This is a genomic window from Nonomuraea sp. NPDC004580 (assembly GCF_040609855.1).
GTDB lineage: Bacteria > Actinomycetota > Actinomycetes > Streptosporangiales > Streptosporangiaceae > Nonomuraea > Nonomuraea salmonea.
On the sequence record NZ_JBEXLH010000068.1, the window covers coordinates 28916 to 44982 of the forward strand.

13 protein-coding genes are annotated in these 16067 nt (G+C 70.0%); 6 read left to right on the top strand and 7 right to left on the bottom strand.

Going from position 1 to position 16067, the window contains the following annotated elements:
• The 4 genes from pgsA to ABZW11_RS39630 form a co-directional block, all read right to left on the bottom strand.
• Window positions 1-576: a CDP-diacylglycerol--glycerol-3-phosphate 3-phosphatidyltransferase gene (pgsA, locus tag ABZW11_RS39615; protein WP_355429342.1), complete on the bottom strand. Its 576-nt coding sequence runs from the start codon at window positions 574-576 to the stop codon at window positions 1-3.
• Window positions 573-1985 (bottom strand): 30S ribosomal protein S12 methylthiotransferase RimO, encoded by a 1413-nt coding sequence (rimO, locus tag ABZW11_RS39620; RefSeq protein ID WP_355429344.1) that lies wholly within the window; start codon window positions 1983-1985, stop codon window positions 573-575. The genes pgsA and rimO overlap by 4 nt, the downstream gene beginning before the upstream one ends.
• Window positions 1986-2067: 82 nt before the next feature.
• Window positions 2068-2829 carry a RodZ domain-containing protein gene (locus tag ABZW11_RS39625; RefSeq protein WP_355429347.1) on the bottom strand — a complete coding sequence of 254 codons (762 nt, stop codon included), beginning with the start codon at window positions 2827-2829 and terminating at the stop codon, window positions 2068-2070.
• Window positions 2830-2911: 82 nt separating this feature from the next.
• Window positions 2912-5422 carry a DNA translocase FtsK 4TM domain-containing protein gene (locus ABZW11_RS39630; protein ID WP_355429350.1) on the bottom strand — a complete coding sequence of 837 codons (2511 nt, stop codon included), beginning with the start codon at window positions 5420-5422 and terminating at the stop codon, window positions 2912-2914.
• A 309-nt stretch (window positions 5423-5731) separates the two neighbouring features.
• On the opposite strand from ABZW11_RS39630, the gene ABZW11_RS39635 reads away from it, so the two are divergent.
• Window positions 5732-8179: a SpoIIE family protein phosphatase gene (locus tag ABZW11_RS39635; protein WP_355429353.1), complete on the top strand. Its 2448-nt coding sequence runs from the start codon at window positions 5732-5734 to the stop codon at window positions 8177-8179.
• A gap of 1 nt (window position 8180) precedes the next feature.
• Here ABZW11_RS39635 and ABZW11_RS39640 read toward each other — a convergent pair whose 3' ends face one another.
• The 3 genes from ABZW11_RS39640 to ABZW11_RS39650 all read right to left on the bottom strand — a co-directional run bounded on the left by ABZW11_RS39640 (window position 8181) and on the right by ABZW11_RS39650 (window position 10979).
• Window positions 8181-9113 (bottom strand): aldose epimerase family protein, encoded by a 933-nt coding sequence (locus tag ABZW11_RS39640; protein ID WP_355429355.1) that lies wholly within the window; start codon window positions 9111-9113, stop codon window positions 8181-8183.
• Window positions 9110-10072: a LacI family DNA-binding transcriptional regulator gene (locus ABZW11_RS39645; protein ID WP_355429358.1), complete on the bottom strand. Its 963-nt coding sequence runs from the start codon at window positions 10070-10072 to the stop codon at window positions 9110-9112. The genes ABZW11_RS39640 and ABZW11_RS39645 overlap by 4 nt, the downstream gene beginning before the upstream one ends.
• Window positions 10073-10184: 112 nt before the next feature.
• A complete protein-coding gene (locus tag ABZW11_RS39650) occupies window positions 10185-10979 on the bottom strand; it encodes an NAD(P)-dependent oxidoreductase (RefSeq protein ID WP_355429361.1) in 795 nt (264 codons plus the stop codon).
• Between the two features lie 136 nt (window positions 10980-11115).
• On the opposite strand from ABZW11_RS39650, the gene ABZW11_RS39655 reads away from it, so the two are divergent.
• The 5 genes from ABZW11_RS39655 to ABZW11_RS39675 all read left to right on the top strand — a co-directional run bounded on the left by ABZW11_RS39655 (window position 11116) and on the right by ABZW11_RS39675 (window position 15977).
• Window positions 11116-12429, top strand: coding sequence for a sugar ABC transporter substrate-binding protein (locus tag ABZW11_RS39655; RefSeq protein WP_355429364.1), 1314 nt, complete (start codon window positions 11116-11118; stop codon window positions 12427-12429).
• The gene (locus ABZW11_RS39660; RefSeq protein WP_355429367.1) at window positions 12426-13355 is read left to right on the top strand and encodes a sugar ABC transporter permease; all 930 of its coding nucleotides are present in this window, start codon (window positions 12426-12428) and stop codon (window positions 13353-13355) included. The genes ABZW11_RS39655 and ABZW11_RS39660 overlap by 4 nt, the downstream gene beginning before the upstream one ends.
• Entirely contained in the window at window positions 13352-14212 is an 861-nt protein-coding gene (locus ABZW11_RS39665) for a carbohydrate ABC transporter permease (protein WP_355429370.1), read from the top strand. Before ABZW11_RS39660 ends, ABZW11_RS39665 begins: the two co-directional genes overlap by 4 nt.
• A gap of 67 nt (window positions 14213-14279) precedes the next feature.
• Complete coding sequence (locus tag ABZW11_RS39670; protein ID WP_355429373.1) at window positions 14280-15050, top strand: IclR family transcriptional regulator; 771 nt, start codon at window positions 14280-14282, stop codon at window positions 15048-15050.
• 18 nt (window positions 15051-15068) lie between these two features.
• Window positions 15069-15977 (top strand): 5-dehydro-4-deoxyglucarate dehydratase, encoded by a 909-nt coding sequence (locus ABZW11_RS39675; RefSeq protein ID WP_355429376.1) that lies wholly within the window; start codon window positions 15069-15071, stop codon window positions 15975-15977.
• Window positions 15978-16067: the final 90 nt, after the last annotated feature.

Here is a 16067-nt window from a genome sequence, read left to right on the forward strand (position 1 = left end):
TCACTGCCCCTCGCGTGCTCGCCTCGCCACCTTGCGCAACCGGATGGCGCGGACGACGTAGTCGACGCCCGTGCCCACGGTGACCACGACCGCCGCGCCCATCACCGCCCACCGTACGGGACCTGGCACGAACGGCAGCAGGTAGAGGACGATGGCCGCGATCTGCAGCACGGTCTTGACCTTGCCGCCGTAGCTGGCCGGGATGACCGCGTGGCGCAGCAGCACGAACCTGAGCGCGGTGATGCCCAGCTCTCTGCCGAGGATCACGATCGTGACCCACCAGGGCAGCTCCTGCAGGATCGACAGGCAGACCAGCGCGGCCCCGATGAGCGCCTTGTCGGCGATCGGGTCGGCGATCTTGCCGAAGTCGGTGATGAGGCCGTAGCGCCTGGCCAGCTCCCCGTCGAGGTGGTCGGTGATCGAGGCCACCGCGAAGACGGCCAGCGCGGCCACCCGCCAGCCCGTGCCGGGCATGAAGAGGCAGACGACGAAGAAAGGGACGAGCGCCAACCGGAGGACCGTGAGGACGTTGGCGATGTTCCACGGGCTGACGACCCGGCGCTCGTCCCGTTTCATGGACCGGCCTTGATGCGCGCGATGAGATCGACGCCCTCGGCGTCGACCGCGACCGCGCGCACGATCTGCCCCTTGACCAGGCCGATGCCCTGGACCGTGACCGAGCCGTCGACCTCGGGCCCCTGGTGGGCGGCCCTGCCCTCGTAGCCGCCGTCGCCCAGGTCGTCCTCGATCAGCACGTCGAGCTCGGTGCCGATGCGTTCCTCCGCGCGCTGGGCGGTCAGCTCCTCGGCCAGCTCGGTGAGCACGCGTACGCGCTCGTCGACGACCTCCTGGGGCAGCTTGCCCGGCAGGGTGGCCGCCTCGGTGCCGTCTTCGTCGGAATAACCGAACACGCCGATCACGTCGAGCCTGGCGGCCTCGAGGAAGGTGACCAGGTCGGCGAACTCCTCCTCGGTCTCGCCGGGGAAGCCCACGATGAAGTTGGAGCGCACGCCCGCCTCGGGCGCCCGCTCGCGGATGCCCTCCAGCAGGCCCAGGAAGCGCTCGGGGTCGCCGAAGCGGCGCATCCGGCGCAGCACGGTGCCGCTGGCGTGCTGGAAGGACAGGTCGAAGTAGGGGGCGATGCCGTCGGTGCCGCTGATCACGTCGATCAGGCCGGGACGCAGCTCGGCCGGCTGGAGGTAGCTGACGCGCACCCGCTCGACGCCCTCGATGGCGGCGAGCTGCGGCAGCAGCTTCTCCAGCGACCTGAGGTCGCCGAGGTCCTTGCCGTAGGACGTGGAGTTCTCGCTGACCAGGACGAGCTCGCGCACGCCCCGGTGGGCCAGCCAGTCGGCCTCGGCGAGCAGCTCGTCGGGCCTGCGGGAGACGTAGGAGCCGCGGAAGGCGGGGATGGCGCAGAACGTGCAGCGCCGGTCGCAGCCGGAGGCGAGCTTGAGCGAGGCCACCGGGCTCTCGTCGAGCCGCTTGCGCAGCACGCGCGGCCCGCTGGCGGGCGCGAGGCCCGCCGGCAGGTCGCCGTGGCCGGGGATGGCGGTCGCGGGCGCGGCGGCGGCCCGCTCGACCGGCGTGATGGGCAGCAGCGTGCGGCGGTCGCGCGGGGTGTGGGGCTTCAGCGGGCGGCCGGCGACGACGTCGTCGAGCCTGCCGCCGATCTCGGCGTAGTCGTCGAACGAGATGACGGCGCTCGCCTCGGGCAGTGCGTCGGCCAGCTCGTTGCCGTAGCGCTCGGCCATGCAACCCGCGGCGACCACCTTGGCGCCGGAGTCGGCGGCGGCCAGGAGCGTGTCGATCGAGTCTTTCTTGGCTGAGTCGATGAAGCCACACGTGTTGACGACGACGACCTCGGGATCGTCGTCGTCGAGCTGCCAGCCGGCAGCCTCGAGTCGCGCGGCCAGCTCCTCGGAGTCGACCTCGTTGCGTGCGCAGCCCAGAGTGATCAGCGATGCGGTTCGGCGGGATGACATGGTGAACACTACGGTATCGGGAGTTGGCCACCACCCGATGCACGGGCTCCCCCGCCGGCCGCATCGCGGCCCCTCACCTGGCCTATCGCGACTGGGGTTTCTGCGGCCCGAACGAGCGCCGCAGCACGTCTCCCCTGCCGCCGAGACCCTTCACCCGCTTGCCGTTGACGTGCAGCGTCACGGCTCCGGCGTCGGCCAGCAGCACGTTGACCTTGTCAGGCGCACGCCAGGTCGAGGTCCTGCCCGCCTTGAGCGTGCCGGCGAAGAGCTTGCGCCCCTTGGCGTCGTGCACGTTGACATACGACGACCGCTTGGCCTTGATACGGATCGTGACCATGTTCTTGGCCGCCATCTTCGACGGGGCCGGCTTGGGCGCCTCGGTGATGGGCGTGTTCGGCGGGACGCTGGGCCGGGCCGAGGCGGCGCGCACGTCTCCCGTACGGACCTGGTCGCCGCCACCTCCCAGCACCCGCATCATGCCGAAGACCACCACGATGGCCAGCGCCACCCCCAGGGCCATCGTCCAGTTGGGCCCCCGCCGCTCCGGCAGGTTGATCTTGCGGTCGGCCTGGAAGACCGACGACGCCGGCATGGGCTGCGGAGCCCCGCCGTGCTGCTGGTCATAGAGATGGACGGTGGCCTCGGGGTCGAGCCCCACGGCCTTGGCGACCGCCCTGACGTGCCCTCTGGCGTAGAAGGCACCTCCGCAGTCGCCGTATTCGTCCCGCTCCATGCAATGGATGATCGCCTCGCGAATCCTGGTCGCCGCAGCGACCTGCGCGACCGTCAGCCCTGCCGACTGCCTGGCTGCCGCCAGCATGGCCCCGATGCTCTGCTCCTGCACAGCGAACGCCCCCCACCACACCGACTACTCTTCGTGGTAGGAGATATTCAATCAGTTATCGCCAGGCAAGCACGCATTGGGGTCATTCGCCACGCAGACTCGCCAGCAAACCCGCGAGGTCGTCGGGCTTGACGAGCACCTCGCGGGCCTTCGAGCCCTCGCTCGGGCCGACCACGTCGCGGCTCTCCAGCAGGTCCATCAGGCGTCCCGCCTTGGCGAAGCCGACCCGCAGCTTGCGCTGCAGCATCGAGGTCGAGCCGAACTGGGTGGTCACGATCAGCTCGGCCGCCTGGATGAGCAGGTCGAGGTCGTCGCCGATGTCCTCGTCGATCTCCTTCTTGACCGGCGCCGCCGCCACGTCGTCGCGGTATTCGACCTGCATCTGCTCCTTGCAGTGCCCGACGATCTCGGCGATCTCCTTCTCCGAGACGAACGCGTTCTGGATGCGGATCGGCTTGCTCGCGCCCATCGGCAGGAAGAGCGCGTCGCCCTGGCCGACCAGCTTGTCGGCGCCCGGCTGGTCGAGGATGACCCGCGAGTCGGTCAGCGAGGAGACCGCGAACGCCAGCCGCGAGGGCACGTTGGCCTTGATGAGGCCGGTGACCACGTCGACCGACGGCCGCTGGGTGGCGATGACCAGGTGGATGCCGGCCGCGCGGGCGAGCTGCGTGATGCGCACGATCGAGTCCTCGACGTCGCGCGGCGCGACCATCATGAGGTCGGCCAGCTCGTCCACGATGACCAGCAGGTACGGGTACGGCTGGTAGACGCGCTCGCTGCCGGGCGGCGGCTGCAGCTTGCCCGCCCGCACGGCCTTGTTGAACTCGTCCACGTGCCGGAAGCCCGAGGCCGCCAGGTCGTCGTAGCGCCGGTCCATCTCGCCCACGACCCATTCGAGGGCCTCGGCGGCCTTCTTCGGGTTGGTGATGATGGGGGTGATGAGGTGGGGGATGCCCTCGTACACGCTGAGCTCGACCCGCTTGGGGTCGACGAGCACCATGCGCACCTCGTCGGGGGTGGCGCGCATGAGGATGCTCGTGATCAGGCCGTTGACGCAGACGGACTTACCGGCGCCGGTGGCGCCGGCGATGAGCAGGTGGGGCATCTTGGCGAGGTTCGCCACGATGGTGCGGCCCTCGACGTCCTTGCCCAGGCCGACGATCATGGGGTGGTGGTCGGCCTGCGCCACCTGCGAGCGCAGCACGTCGCCGAGTGCCACGAGGTCCTTGTCGGCGTTCGGGATCTCGACCCCGATAGCCGACTTGCCGGGGATAGGCGACAAAATCCGGACATCGGCGGACTTGACGGCGTACGCGATGTTCTTCGTGAGCGCCGTGACCTTCTCCACCTTGACCGCGGGCCCCAGCTCGATCTCATAGCGCGTCACCGTCGGCCCCCGGGTGAACCCGATGACCTGCGCGTCGATGCCGAACTGCTCCAGCACGCTGGTCAGCGCGTTGACCACGGTCGTGTTGGCCTTGGTCTGCGGCTTGGGCGCGGTGCCCGGCTTGAGGTGGGCCAGGTCGGGCAGGCTGTAGGGGCCTGCCTGCGGCGACAGCACGAGCTGCTCGACCTTGCGGGGCGCGGGGGTGGGCTGCGGCGGCTCAGGACGCCTCTCAGCCTCGGGAACGGGCGTCTCCTCCTCGTCGGTCAGCCCGGGCACGATCTCCGGCGAGTGGTCGGGCCGCTTGTCCTTCTCGGCGAGCACCGGCGTGTCGTACGGCTTGATGATGTCGCCGCGCTCGCCGTCTTCGCCCTTCTTCGTCTTGACCCGCTTCTTTGCCGGCGACTTCGGCGTCTCTGGCTCCGCGTGCCGCTCGAACAGCAGATGCTTGAGCTCGGCCAGCCGCTCGGGGATGCGGTGGACGGGCGTGGCGGTGATCACCAGCACCCCGAACCCGGACAGGAGCAGCAGCAGCGGGATCGTCACCCACGCCGGCAGGATGCTCATCGGCGGCGCCGAGACCAGGAACCCGACCATGCCGCCGGCCTGCGCCACCTTGTCCATGCCCTGGCCCTGGCCGGCCGGGTAGGGGGTGCCGTTGGAGACGTGGATGACGCCGAGCACGCCGACCAGCAGCGCGGCCCAGCCGATCACCATGCGGCCGGTGTCGGCGGAGTGGTCGGGGTGGCGCAGGTAACGCCAGGCCAGCAGGCCGAGCAGCAGCGGCAGCACCCAGGCCAGCGAGCCGAACACGCCGCGTACGGCCGCGTCGACCGCTCCCGACACCGCGCCGTCCGAGGCGCGCCAGGTCATGGCCGCGAGCACGATCGCGCCCGCCAGCACCGTGAGCCCCACGCCGTCGCGCCGGTGCGCCGGGTCGAGCTCGCGGGCGTTCTTGCCCACCGCCCGCGCGGCGCCGCCGATGCCGTTGGCGAACAGCATCCACAGTCCCACGATCAGCTTCCCGATCATGGTGAGTACCCATGTGATCGGGTCGGGATGGGTCACCGGGGATTTACGGCCGGACGCGGATGCCTTCGTCCTGGACCGTCCCGCCTGCGTCGTCCCGCGCTTGGCGGGGGTCGAGCGAGACGAGGTCGACCGCTTCGCCGGCCCCTTCGATGCGCTTTTCGGCGTACGGGTGGCCATGATGCCAAAGGTACGACGGAGACACCTCGGTACGCGCGTAGGCTCGCCGGTGTCCTGACATGTGATCACCCGAACAGTGACGCGCAGGCACGCTCGGTCGCGTCCCCGCACGGTCGGGACCGCCTCGAACGCACGTCGCGGGTCCGGCCGCGCTTGATGTGGGTGGCGGCTCGAAGCCGATCCAGCGGCGTGGGGGAGTCCAACTGCGCGACCATGGCGGCCTTCTCACAACTGGAGGTATCAACGGCATCGGTCTGCCACTCTGAGAGTGACCGAACTGCCACATCGAGTGATGTTCTAGGACGCAGAGTGGACACGACCAGAGTGTCGAGTACGGCCTTCGACGGCACTCCGCAAGCACCGGCGCACGCGCGCAAGTTCGTCCGCCAGGTGCTCGGCGAGTGGCGCCTGAGCCACCTCGCCGAGGACGCCGTCCTGCTGACCAGCGAGCTCGTCACGAACGCCGTGCTGCACGCGGGCACCGGCGTCGAGCTGACCTGCCGGCTGGACGTCGACGCGACCCCGGCCAAACTCGAGATCGAGGTCGACGACCACCATCCCGCGCGCACGATCCCGCCCGCCGGGAAACCGCCCTCCGGCGACGCGACCTCGGGCCGCGGCCTCGCGCTGGCCGGGATGCTGGCCGACGCGTGGGGCGTCACCTACACCAAGCGCGCCAAACGGGTCTGGGTACGCATGGAGATCGGCGACGGCTTCGAGCCCCCCGAGCAGCCGGGCCAGCTCGGCATGCTCCCCGTCGTGCCGCTGGAGACGCTGCACGTGGGCGTGCTGGTGGCCGACCTCGACGGCGTCGTGGAGTCGTGGAACACCGAGGCGGAGAAGCTGCTCGGCTGGCAGGCCGAGCAGGTCGTCGGCCGCTCGCTCAAAGACCTGGTGGCCTGGCAGGGCCACGGCCCCTACGCGCTGTCGCTGATCGACACGCTGGCGCTGTGCCGGTGGCGGGGCGAGGCGCGCATGCGCCACCGCGACGGCGGGCTCGTCCCCGTCTACGTCTCCCAGCTGCGCAGCAGGGGCCACGCGGGTGATCGCAGGTCGATCTGGATGGTGGTGCCCGCCGAGCACCGGAGCGTGCTGACGCCGCCGTCGGCGCCGCTGCGCAGGGAGGCGGGCCGGCGGATCAAGGAGCTGCTCGACCATGACCTGCCGTTCACCGAGCTGCTGGACACGATCGCGAAGATCGTCCAGGTCTCCAGTGGGGGCGAGGCGGCGTACGTGCTGCTGTCGGCCGAGAACGGCAACAGGTTCGGGGTGGCGGCGGGCGCCGGCGCGACGGCGGGGCTGGTCGGGGTGCTGGCCGCGGGCGTGTTCGGGCCCGAGTGCAGGACGCCGGTGATGGTCGAGGACCTGCTGGCCGGCGACGTCGAGCTGGCCGACCAGCTGCGGGCCAGGTCGATGGCGTGCGCGCCGCTGCTGGTCGGCGGCGCGGTGATCGGCTACCTCGTGGTCACCGCGGCCAGGCCGGGCCACTTCGACCAGGAGCTGACGATCAGCCTGCAGCACATCGCCGGTCAGGTGGCCGTCCCCGTGCAGCGGGGGCGGCTGGCCGAGCAGGACCGCGCGCACAGGGGCCGGCTGTCGTTCCTGGCCGAGGCGGGCGAGCTGCTGGCGGGCGTGCACGACGAGGAGCTGATCGCGGCGCTGACCGCGCAGCTCGTGGTGCCCAAGATCGCGACGTGGGCGGCCGTCTATCTCACCGACCTGACCGGCATGACCAGGCTCGCGCACGTCTGGCACAGCGACGAGCGCAACAACGCCGACCTGCGCAAGTCGCTGCCCGCCATCCCCCGCTCGGCGCTCGACCAGGTCGACTGGCCGATCGGCCCGGAGAACGTGCTCGCCTTCCCGCTGCTGACCCAGGGCAGGTCGTACGGCGCGCTGGTGATCGGCCGCACCGAGCCGACGCTGCCCCTAGAGCTGGCCGACCTGCTGGCGGACCTGTGCCGGCTGGTCTCGCTCAACCTGCACACCGCCATGCTGTACGCCCGCCAGGCCACCACCTCCCGCGTGCTGCAGCGCAGCCTGCTGCCCATGCGGGTGGCGCCCATGCCGGGCCTTGAGTCCGCGGTCGTCTACGAGCCGGCCGAGGAGGGCGCCGACGTCGGCGGCGACTTCTACGACCTGTTCACCGTGGCCGACCACTGGTGCTTCGCGCTGGGCGACGTGTGCGGCAGCGGCCCTGAGGCGGCCGCGGTGACCGGCCTGGCCAGGCACGCCGTACGCCTGCTCGCCAAGGAGCACTACACGGTCTCCGACATCCTCGACCGGCTCAACCACGCGCTGCTGGAGGAGGGCGACGAGGGCAGGTTCCTCAGCCTGCTGTGCGGCGAGCTGACCCCGCTCCCCCAGGGCGGCGCGCTGTGCACGATCGCCTCGGCCGGCCACCCGCCGCCGCTGCGGCTGCGGCCCGGCGGCGAGGTACGCGCGATGGCGACCCCGCAACTGCTGCTCGGCATCGAGGCGAACGCCCGCTTCCACGTCGAGACGTTCGAGCTGGCGCCCGAGGAGGTGCTGCTGTGCGTCACCGACGGGGTGACCGAGCGGCGCAACGGCGACCGGCTGCTCGACGACGGCGACGGCCTGGCCGCGCTGCTGTCGGGCTGCACGGGGCTGAGCGCGCACGCGGTGGCCGAGCGGGTGCGGCACGCGGTCGAGACGTTCGCCCCCGATCCGTCGCAGGACGACGTGGCCCTGCTGGTCATCAAGGCCTCCGCCGCCCTGCGTCAGGGCGTCAGGTGAGTCAGCGGAACCGGTAGGTGGTGGTGGAGGTGCGGCGCTCGCCCGGCCGCAGCACCGTGGAGGGGAACTGCTGCTGGTTCGGCGAGTCGGGGAAGTGCTGGGTCTCCAGGCACAGTCCGGCGAACGGCCCGTACGGCGTGGCGGCCCCGTCGAGCATGCCGCCCGCGTAGAACTGCACGCCCGGCTCGGTGGTGGTGACCTCCATGGTCAGGTCGCCGCCCGTCACCGTGACCCCGCCGTCGAGCACGAAGCAGTGGTCGTAGGCGCCCTCGAAGCGCTCGCCGACGGCGTGCGGCTCGGTGAAGTCGAACACCGTGCCCTTGACCGGCGCCAATTCGCCCGTGGGGATCTTGTCGTCGTCGACCGGCAGGTAGTGCTCCGACTCCATGCGGACCACGTGGTCGAGCACGTCGCCCTCGCCCTTGAGGTTGAAGTAGGAGTGGTTGGTCAGGTTGACCACGGTCGGCGCGTCGGTCTCGGCGGCGTAGTCGATGCGCAGCGCGTCGTCCTCCAGCGTGTACGTCACCGACGCGCTCAGCGTGCCGGGGAAGCCCTGGTCGCCGTCGGGGCTGACGAGCGTCAGCGTCACCGACGAGTCGCTGCGCTCGGCGACCGTCCACACCTTGCTGTCGAAGCCCTCGGTGCCGCCGTGCAGGCAGTTGGGCCCGTTGTTGGCGGGGAGGGCGAACTCGGCCCCGTCGAGGGTGAAGCGGGCGCCGGCGATGCGGTTGCCGTAGCGGCCGACGACGGCGCCGAAGTAGCGGCTGCGGGTGCGGTAGTCGTCGAGCGTGTCGAGCCCGAGCACGACGTTGACCCCCGACACCTCCAGCCTGCGCACGATGGCGCCGTACGTGAGCACCTCGGCGCGCAGCCGCCCCGACGACAGCTCTATCTGCTCGACCTGCCGGCCAGACGGCAGCGTTCCGAAGATCATTTCTGTGCCCTTCCCGTGGACTCGCGGACTATGAGGGCCGTGTCGAGGGTCACCGTCGCGCCCTCGCCCCCCGACTGCAGCAGCAGATCGACCGCCATTCTGCCCGCCTGCACGGCCGGCATGGCGACCGTGGTCAGCTTGGGCCGGTTGAGCCGTCCCGGCAGGATGTCGTCGAACCCGATGACACTTATCTGGTCTGGTACCCCTATCTCCATCGCCGACAGCCCCTCGATGAGCCCGAGGGCCACGAGGTCGTTGTAGGCGAGCACGGCGGTGGCGCCGCAGGCGGCCACCTCGGGGGCCACCGACAGCCCGCCGGCCTCGGTCGGCTGGTTGGGGCCGAAGAAGATCAGGTCGAGCCCTGGGGTCTCGGCGGCCACGCCCTGCATCTCGTTGCTGGTCCACGAGCCGATCGGGCCCGAGACGAGCGCGATCCTGCGGTGGCCGAGCCCGGCCAGGTGCTCCAGCGCGAGCTTGGCGCCCTGGGCGACGTTCATGAGCACGGACGGCATGCCCTTGATGCGCCGGTTGACCACCACGAACGGCACGTCCTCGGCCAGGCGCTCGATCATCTTGTTCGACAGGCGGGGGCTGCACAGCAGGACGCCGTCCACCTGTTTGGTGAACGTCCTGATCAGCTCCTCCTCCACGCGCGGGTCCTCGTCGGTGTCGGCGACGAACACGTGGTAGTCGCGGCCTCTGGCCTGCGACTGGGCGGCCTTGATGAGCGGCGGGAAGAACGGGTTGGCGATGTCGGCCACGATGAGGCCCATGTTGTACGTGCGCCCGGTGGTGAGCGCTCTGGCCGCCCGGTTGGGCCGGTAGCCGAGGTCGTCGGCCGCGGCCAGCACGCGGCTCCTGGTGGCGGGGTTGACCAGGTGCGGCGCGGAGAAGGTGCGCGACACAGTCGACACGTGAACGCCGCAGGCACGGGCCACGTCCTTGATCGTCGCCGCCATCGCCGTCCTCCCTTGCAAACGGTTGCCACAGTAAACCCTGGCCGTCCCGGATAACGGCGTCAAGGTTTCTGCAACCGGTTGCTACGGCAGGCGGCGGCTCACCCGGCCGGGTTCACCACTTCCCGCCGAGTTCGTTCAGCGTGAAGATACCGCCGGCGCGGTTGTGCAGGGGCTCGTTCAGGTCGGGCTCGCCCTGCTCGGCGATGAGCGAGGCGGCGAACGGCTCGGAGGAGTCGTGCGAGACGTACCCGATCGCCTTGGCCTCCTCCAGCGACCACCAGCGGCGCGGGCTGTCGGAGACGCCCCACACGACGTGGTAGCCGTCGGCGGTCAGGCCCGCCTCGACGAGCCTGGTCAGGTCGTCGGCGGAGATCCAGGTCGCCAGGCCACGGGTGTCCACGGGGCCCTCGTTGCAGGTGCCGAGGCGGATGACGGTGACGTTCATGCCGAAGCGGTCGTGGTAGAGGCTGCCGAGCGCCTCCATGACGACCTTGCTCACGCCGTAGAAGGTGTCGGGGCGGGGGAAGGCGTAGTCGGGCAGGTCGGCGCCGTCGGCCGGGCGGGGGTGGTAGCCGGCGGCGTGGTGGCTGCCCATGAGGACGAGGTGCTCGACCCCCTCCTTGCACGCCGCCTCCATCAGCACCTGCGTCCCCTCGATGTTGGCCCGCAGGATGTCGGCCCAGGGGTGCTCCCTGCTCTGACCGCCGAGGTGCAGCACGGCGTCGACGCCCTTCATGGCCGCGGCCACGGCGTCGGGGTCGGCGAGGTCGGCCGTCACCCATTCCTCGCCGGGCCCCGGCTCGATCGGTTGAATGTCGGAAAGCCGCAGCGTGCGGCCTTCGCGGGCGAGCCGGGGCCGCAGCAACGTCCCGACCTTTCCCGCGGCTCCCGTCATGAGAATGCGCATGCATCCATGATGTACACGATTCTGGCCGAAATTCACATCCTTGAATGTTGACCGTGAGCCGCGTCACTAGTTACGTTCACAGGCACACATTCAAGTCCACGACTCATGTCCACGTATGTGAACAGGAGGCGGTCTGATGTCACGTCGTTTGCTGGGGGTCGCGCTCGCCGCGACCCTCGCCGTAGGACTGACAGGCTGCGGTTCCGGGGGATCGTCAAGTTCGGGGGACAACACGCTGGAGATCTGGATCAGGCAGCCGCCCGATTCCGACTCCGCCAAGACCGCCAAGAAGCTGGCCGACGCATTTACCAAGGCGAGCGGGGTTCCGACGAAAGTCGTCGCGCTTTTCGACGACTTCGAGACCAAACTGAACCAGCAGGCGGCACAGCGGCAACTGCCCGACATCGTCATCAACGACACCGCGCAACTCGGCACCATGGTGTCACAGGGCTGGCTCCAGCCCGTCGACAAAGCCACCCTGGCGGGCGCCGACCAGCTCGCGGAAACCGCGTGGAAGGCCGCCGCCGGCAGCGACGGCAAGTATTACGCCGCGCCATTCTCCGCCCAGTCGTTCGCGTTGATCGTCCGTAAGGACTGGCGCGAGAAAGTCGGCATGGAACCGCCCGCCACGTGGGAGGACCTGTCCAAGCTCGCCGTCGCGTTCACCGAGCGGGACCCCGACGGCAACGGCGAGAAGGACACCGCCGGCTTCGTCGCCCCCGCCGGCACCAAGCGCGGCTACGCCTCCTGGTACGCCTCCTCCCTCATCTACGCCAACGGCGGCGACTTCCTCGCCTCCGCGGGGAACGGCAAGTACACCGCCACCGTCAACGACCCCAGGACCGTGGAGGCCGTCCAGTTCCTGCAGGACCAGTTCTGCACGACCAAGACCGTCAACCCCGGCGCCGTCAGCAACGACACGACCGTCACCCACGAGGTGTTCGAGAAGGGGCAGGGCGGGATCTACCTGGTCGGCCCGTACGTGCTGGCCCGGTTCGTCAACAGCATCGGCACCGACAAGATCGAAGTGCTGCCCGTGCCCAAGGGCCCGTCGGGCGGCCCCGGCACCCTCGGCGAGGGCGAGAACGTCTACATGATGGCCGGCTCCGAGAACCAGGAGGGGCAGAAGAAGTTCGCCGAGTTCGCCATCTCCCCCGAGGGCCAGCGCATCGGCATGAACAAGGACGCCAACGGCGCCATCGTCCGCCTGCCGGTCAACACCACCGTGGACATGGCCGCCGAGCGGCAGGACGCGCGCTGGAAGGTGTTCCAGGAGTCCTACGAGCACGCGGTCTACGCACCGCCGGTGCCCAACTGGGCGCCGATCCGCCAGACCTCGGCCGACTCCATCAACGCCGTGTGGGCCGACTGCTCAGCCGACGTCAAGACGGCCATGGATGAGCTCAACAACAAGCTCACCCAGGAACTGCAGAGCCAGAAAGCCTCATGACCTCGACACTCACCCCGGCGCGCGGCCGGAGCGCGTCCCCCGGCCACCCATCGCGAGCGGTGCGGTGGCGGGGGCCGCTGATCGCCTGGCTGTTCCTGGCGCCCGCGCTGCTGCTCTTCCTGTACTTCAAGTTCATCCCCATGTTCGTGGGGCTGTGGAAGAGCCTGTTCAAGGTGCAGACCTTCCTCGGTGACGAGTGGGTCGGCCTGCAGAACTACCAGACCATCGTCAGCGACGACGAGTTCGCCTCGGCCATCTGGCACAGCGTCGTGCTCGCCCTCGGCACCACGGTCGGCTCGATCGTGCTCGGCCTCGGCCTGGCGCTGCTCATCGAGGGGCCCGCCCGCTACCTGTGGTTCGTCAGGACCGCTGCCTTCCTGCCGGTCGTCACCACGATGGCGGCCGTGGCCGAGGTGTGGCGCATCATGTTCCACCCCGCCGACAGCGGGATGCTCAACGTCATCATCGGCTGGGCGGGCATCGACCCGCAGCCCTGGCTGGCCAGCGAGAACTCCTCGCTCTGGTCGATCATGCTGATGAGCATCTGGCGCGGGACGCCGTACGACATGATGATCTTCCTGGCCGGGCTGGTCGGCGTGGACCGCGCGCTGTACGAGGCGGCCGCCGTGGACGGCGCCTCCACCTGGCGGCGGCTGCGCCACATCACGCTGCCGGCGCTGCGGCCGGTGTTCTGGATCCTGTTCACCCTGGCCGCCATCCGCGGGCTGCGGGTCTTCGTCGAGGTCTACGTGCTCACCAACGGCGGCCCGAACGGCTCGTCCGAGGTGCTCATGACGTTGATCTACAAGCTCGGCTTCCAGAAGAACGAGCTGGGCGTCGCCTCGGCGGGCGGGATCGTGCTGTTCCTCGCCACGCTGGCGCTCACCGTGATCGTGCAGATGCTGCGCAGGAGGCAGGCGACATGAAGTTCGACAGCGCGCTGGGCCTGGAGGCGCGGCGGGGCCCGGTCGCCCGCGTCGGCAAGGTCCTCATCTACGCCGCGATGGTGATCGTCTTCACCGGGCCGCTGGTCGGGCTGCTGATGAGCTCGTTCAGCAAGACCCTCGACCCGACCTCCTTCTCTTTGTGGCCGGACGAGTTCACGCTGGAGAACTTCATCCAGGCCAAGGACAAGAACGTCTACCTCTACCTGCTGAACTCCTTCATCGTCGTCGGCTTCGGGCTGCTGCTGCAGGTGCTGGTGAGCGTCTTCGCGGCGTACGCGCTGGCCCGCAAGAAGTTCCGCGGCATGACGTTCGTGATGCTGCTCATGCTCACCACGATGATGCTCCCCGAGGAGATCATCGCGATCCCGCTCTCCCTCGTCCTCGCCGACATGCCGCTGCTGAACGTCAACCTCATCGGCACGTACGCGGGCATGATCCTGCCCGTCGGCGCCTGGGGCTTCTCCATCCTCGTCATGACCGAGTTCATGAAGGAGGTGCCGGTGGAGCTGGAGGAGGCCGCGCGCATCGACGGGGCCGGCGAGCTGCGCATCTTCGCGACCATCATCGTGCCGCTGTGCCGCCCGGCGCTCGGCGTGATCGGCGTCTTCGGCTTCACCATGATCTGGGACCAGTACCTGCTCCCGCTGATCGTGGCCCCCGAGTCGGACATGTGGACCCTGCCCATCGCGCTACGCTCGCTCCGCTCCGACGAGGAGGTCGGGATCGGCGTGCTGCTGGCCGCCTCGCTGCTGGCGCTGCTGCCGTCGATCATCGCCTTCCTCGCCTTCCAGCGGCAGTTCATGCGCGGTCTCACGAGCGGCGCGGTCAAGGGTTAGGCGTCCATGTATCTGGACGCTATCCAATATCCTGGATGTCCGAAGCCGCCGAAGGATACGAGATGGGATGAGCATGGAGCAGCCCCCGCTGGTCAAGTCCGCGGAGCGGACCGTACGCATCCTGGAGACGCTCGCCGAGTCGCACGACCACCTGACGCTTTCCGAGCTGCAGCAGCGCACCGGGTTCCCGCGCAGCAGCCTGCACGCGCTCATGCGCACACTCGTCGAGCTCAACTGGGTCGAGACCGACTCGGCCAGGTCCGCCTTCGGGATCGGCCCCCACGCGCTGCTGACCGGCACGGCCTACCTCGACAAGGACCCGGCGCTGCCGTTCGCCCAGGACTGCCTGGAGGACCTGCGTGACGAGATCGGGCAGACCGTGCACTTCGCCCGGCGCGACGGCGCCCACGTCCTCTACCTCGCCACCCGCGAGTCCCGCGAGGCCGACCACGTCATCCCCCGCGTCGGGCGGCGGCTGCCCGCCCACGTCACCGCGCTCGGCCAGGTGCTGCTCGCCCAGCTCACCGACGACGAGGTGGTCGCCCTGCTCCCGACCCCGCTCGTCGCGCTCACCGAGCACACCATCACCGACCTGACCAAGCTCACCGGCGAGCTCGACCAGGTCCGCACCCGCGGCTGGTCCTACGAACGCGAGCAGGGCACGCCCGGCGTGGCCTGCGTGGCCGTCGCGGTCGACTACCGCATCCCGGCCACCGACGCGATCAGCTGCTCGATGCCCGCCGGGCTGCCGCCCGCCGAGGTCGAGCGCATCACCGAATCGATCATCAAACACACCCGCAAGCTGGCTGCCACCCTGCGCAGGGAGGGCATCCGCTAGCCCCAGGAAGGACCGTTGATGCGGTTAGACGGCGTTCTCTTCTTCCCCGTGACCCCCTTCGGCCAGGACGGCGGCCTCGCCGAACCCGTCCTCGCCCGCCACGTGGCCGCCGGGGTCGCCGCCGGAGCCGGAGGAGTGTTCGCCGCGTGCGGCACCGGCGAGTTCAACGCCCTCGACCCCGCCGAGTACACCCTGGTCGTCTCCACCGCCGTCACCGCCACCGCCGGCCGCGTCCCCGTCTTCGCCGGAGCCGGCGGCCCGCTCCCCACCGCCCGCGCGCTCGCCCGGGCCGCCGCCTCCCAGGGGGCCGACGGCCTGCTGCTCATGCCGCCCTACCTGGTCACCGGCCCCACCTCCGGTCTCATCCAGTACGTCCGCGACGTCGCCTCCGTCACCGACCTGCCCGTCATCATCTACCAGCGCGGCACCGCCCGCTTCACCCCGGCCGCCGTCGCCACGCTCGCCGCCGACGTGCCCCAGGTGATCGGCTTCAAGGACGGCCTGGGCGACTTCGACCTGCTGCAACGCATCATCCTGACCGTCCGCCAGGCCACCTCCGAGCCCTTCACCTTCTTCAACGGCCTCCCCACCGCCGAACTGACCGTGCCCGCCTACCGCGGTCTCGGCGTCACCCTGTACTCCAGCGCCGTCTTCGCCTTCGCCCCCGAGATCGCCCTCGCCTTCCACAAGGCCGTCACCGGCGGCGACGAGGTCCTGGTCCAACGCCTGCTGACCGACTTCTACCTCCCCCTCGTCCAGCTCAGGGACCTCGCCCCCGGCTACGCCGTCTCCCTGGTCAAGGCGGGCGTACGGATGCGGGGGCTGGAGGTGGGCGGCGTCCGAGCCCCCTTGGTGGACCCCGAGGGAGAGCACCTGGAAAAGCTGGAACGAATCCTCACCACCGGCCTCTCCCTGACCGGCTCCTAGTCCGAAAATCGGAGAATTAGTGGGCAGGCGGCAGCGGACCCCGGCGTGCTGTGGCTGGTCGGGGTCGGTAACCAGCTGGCCGGATCAGGC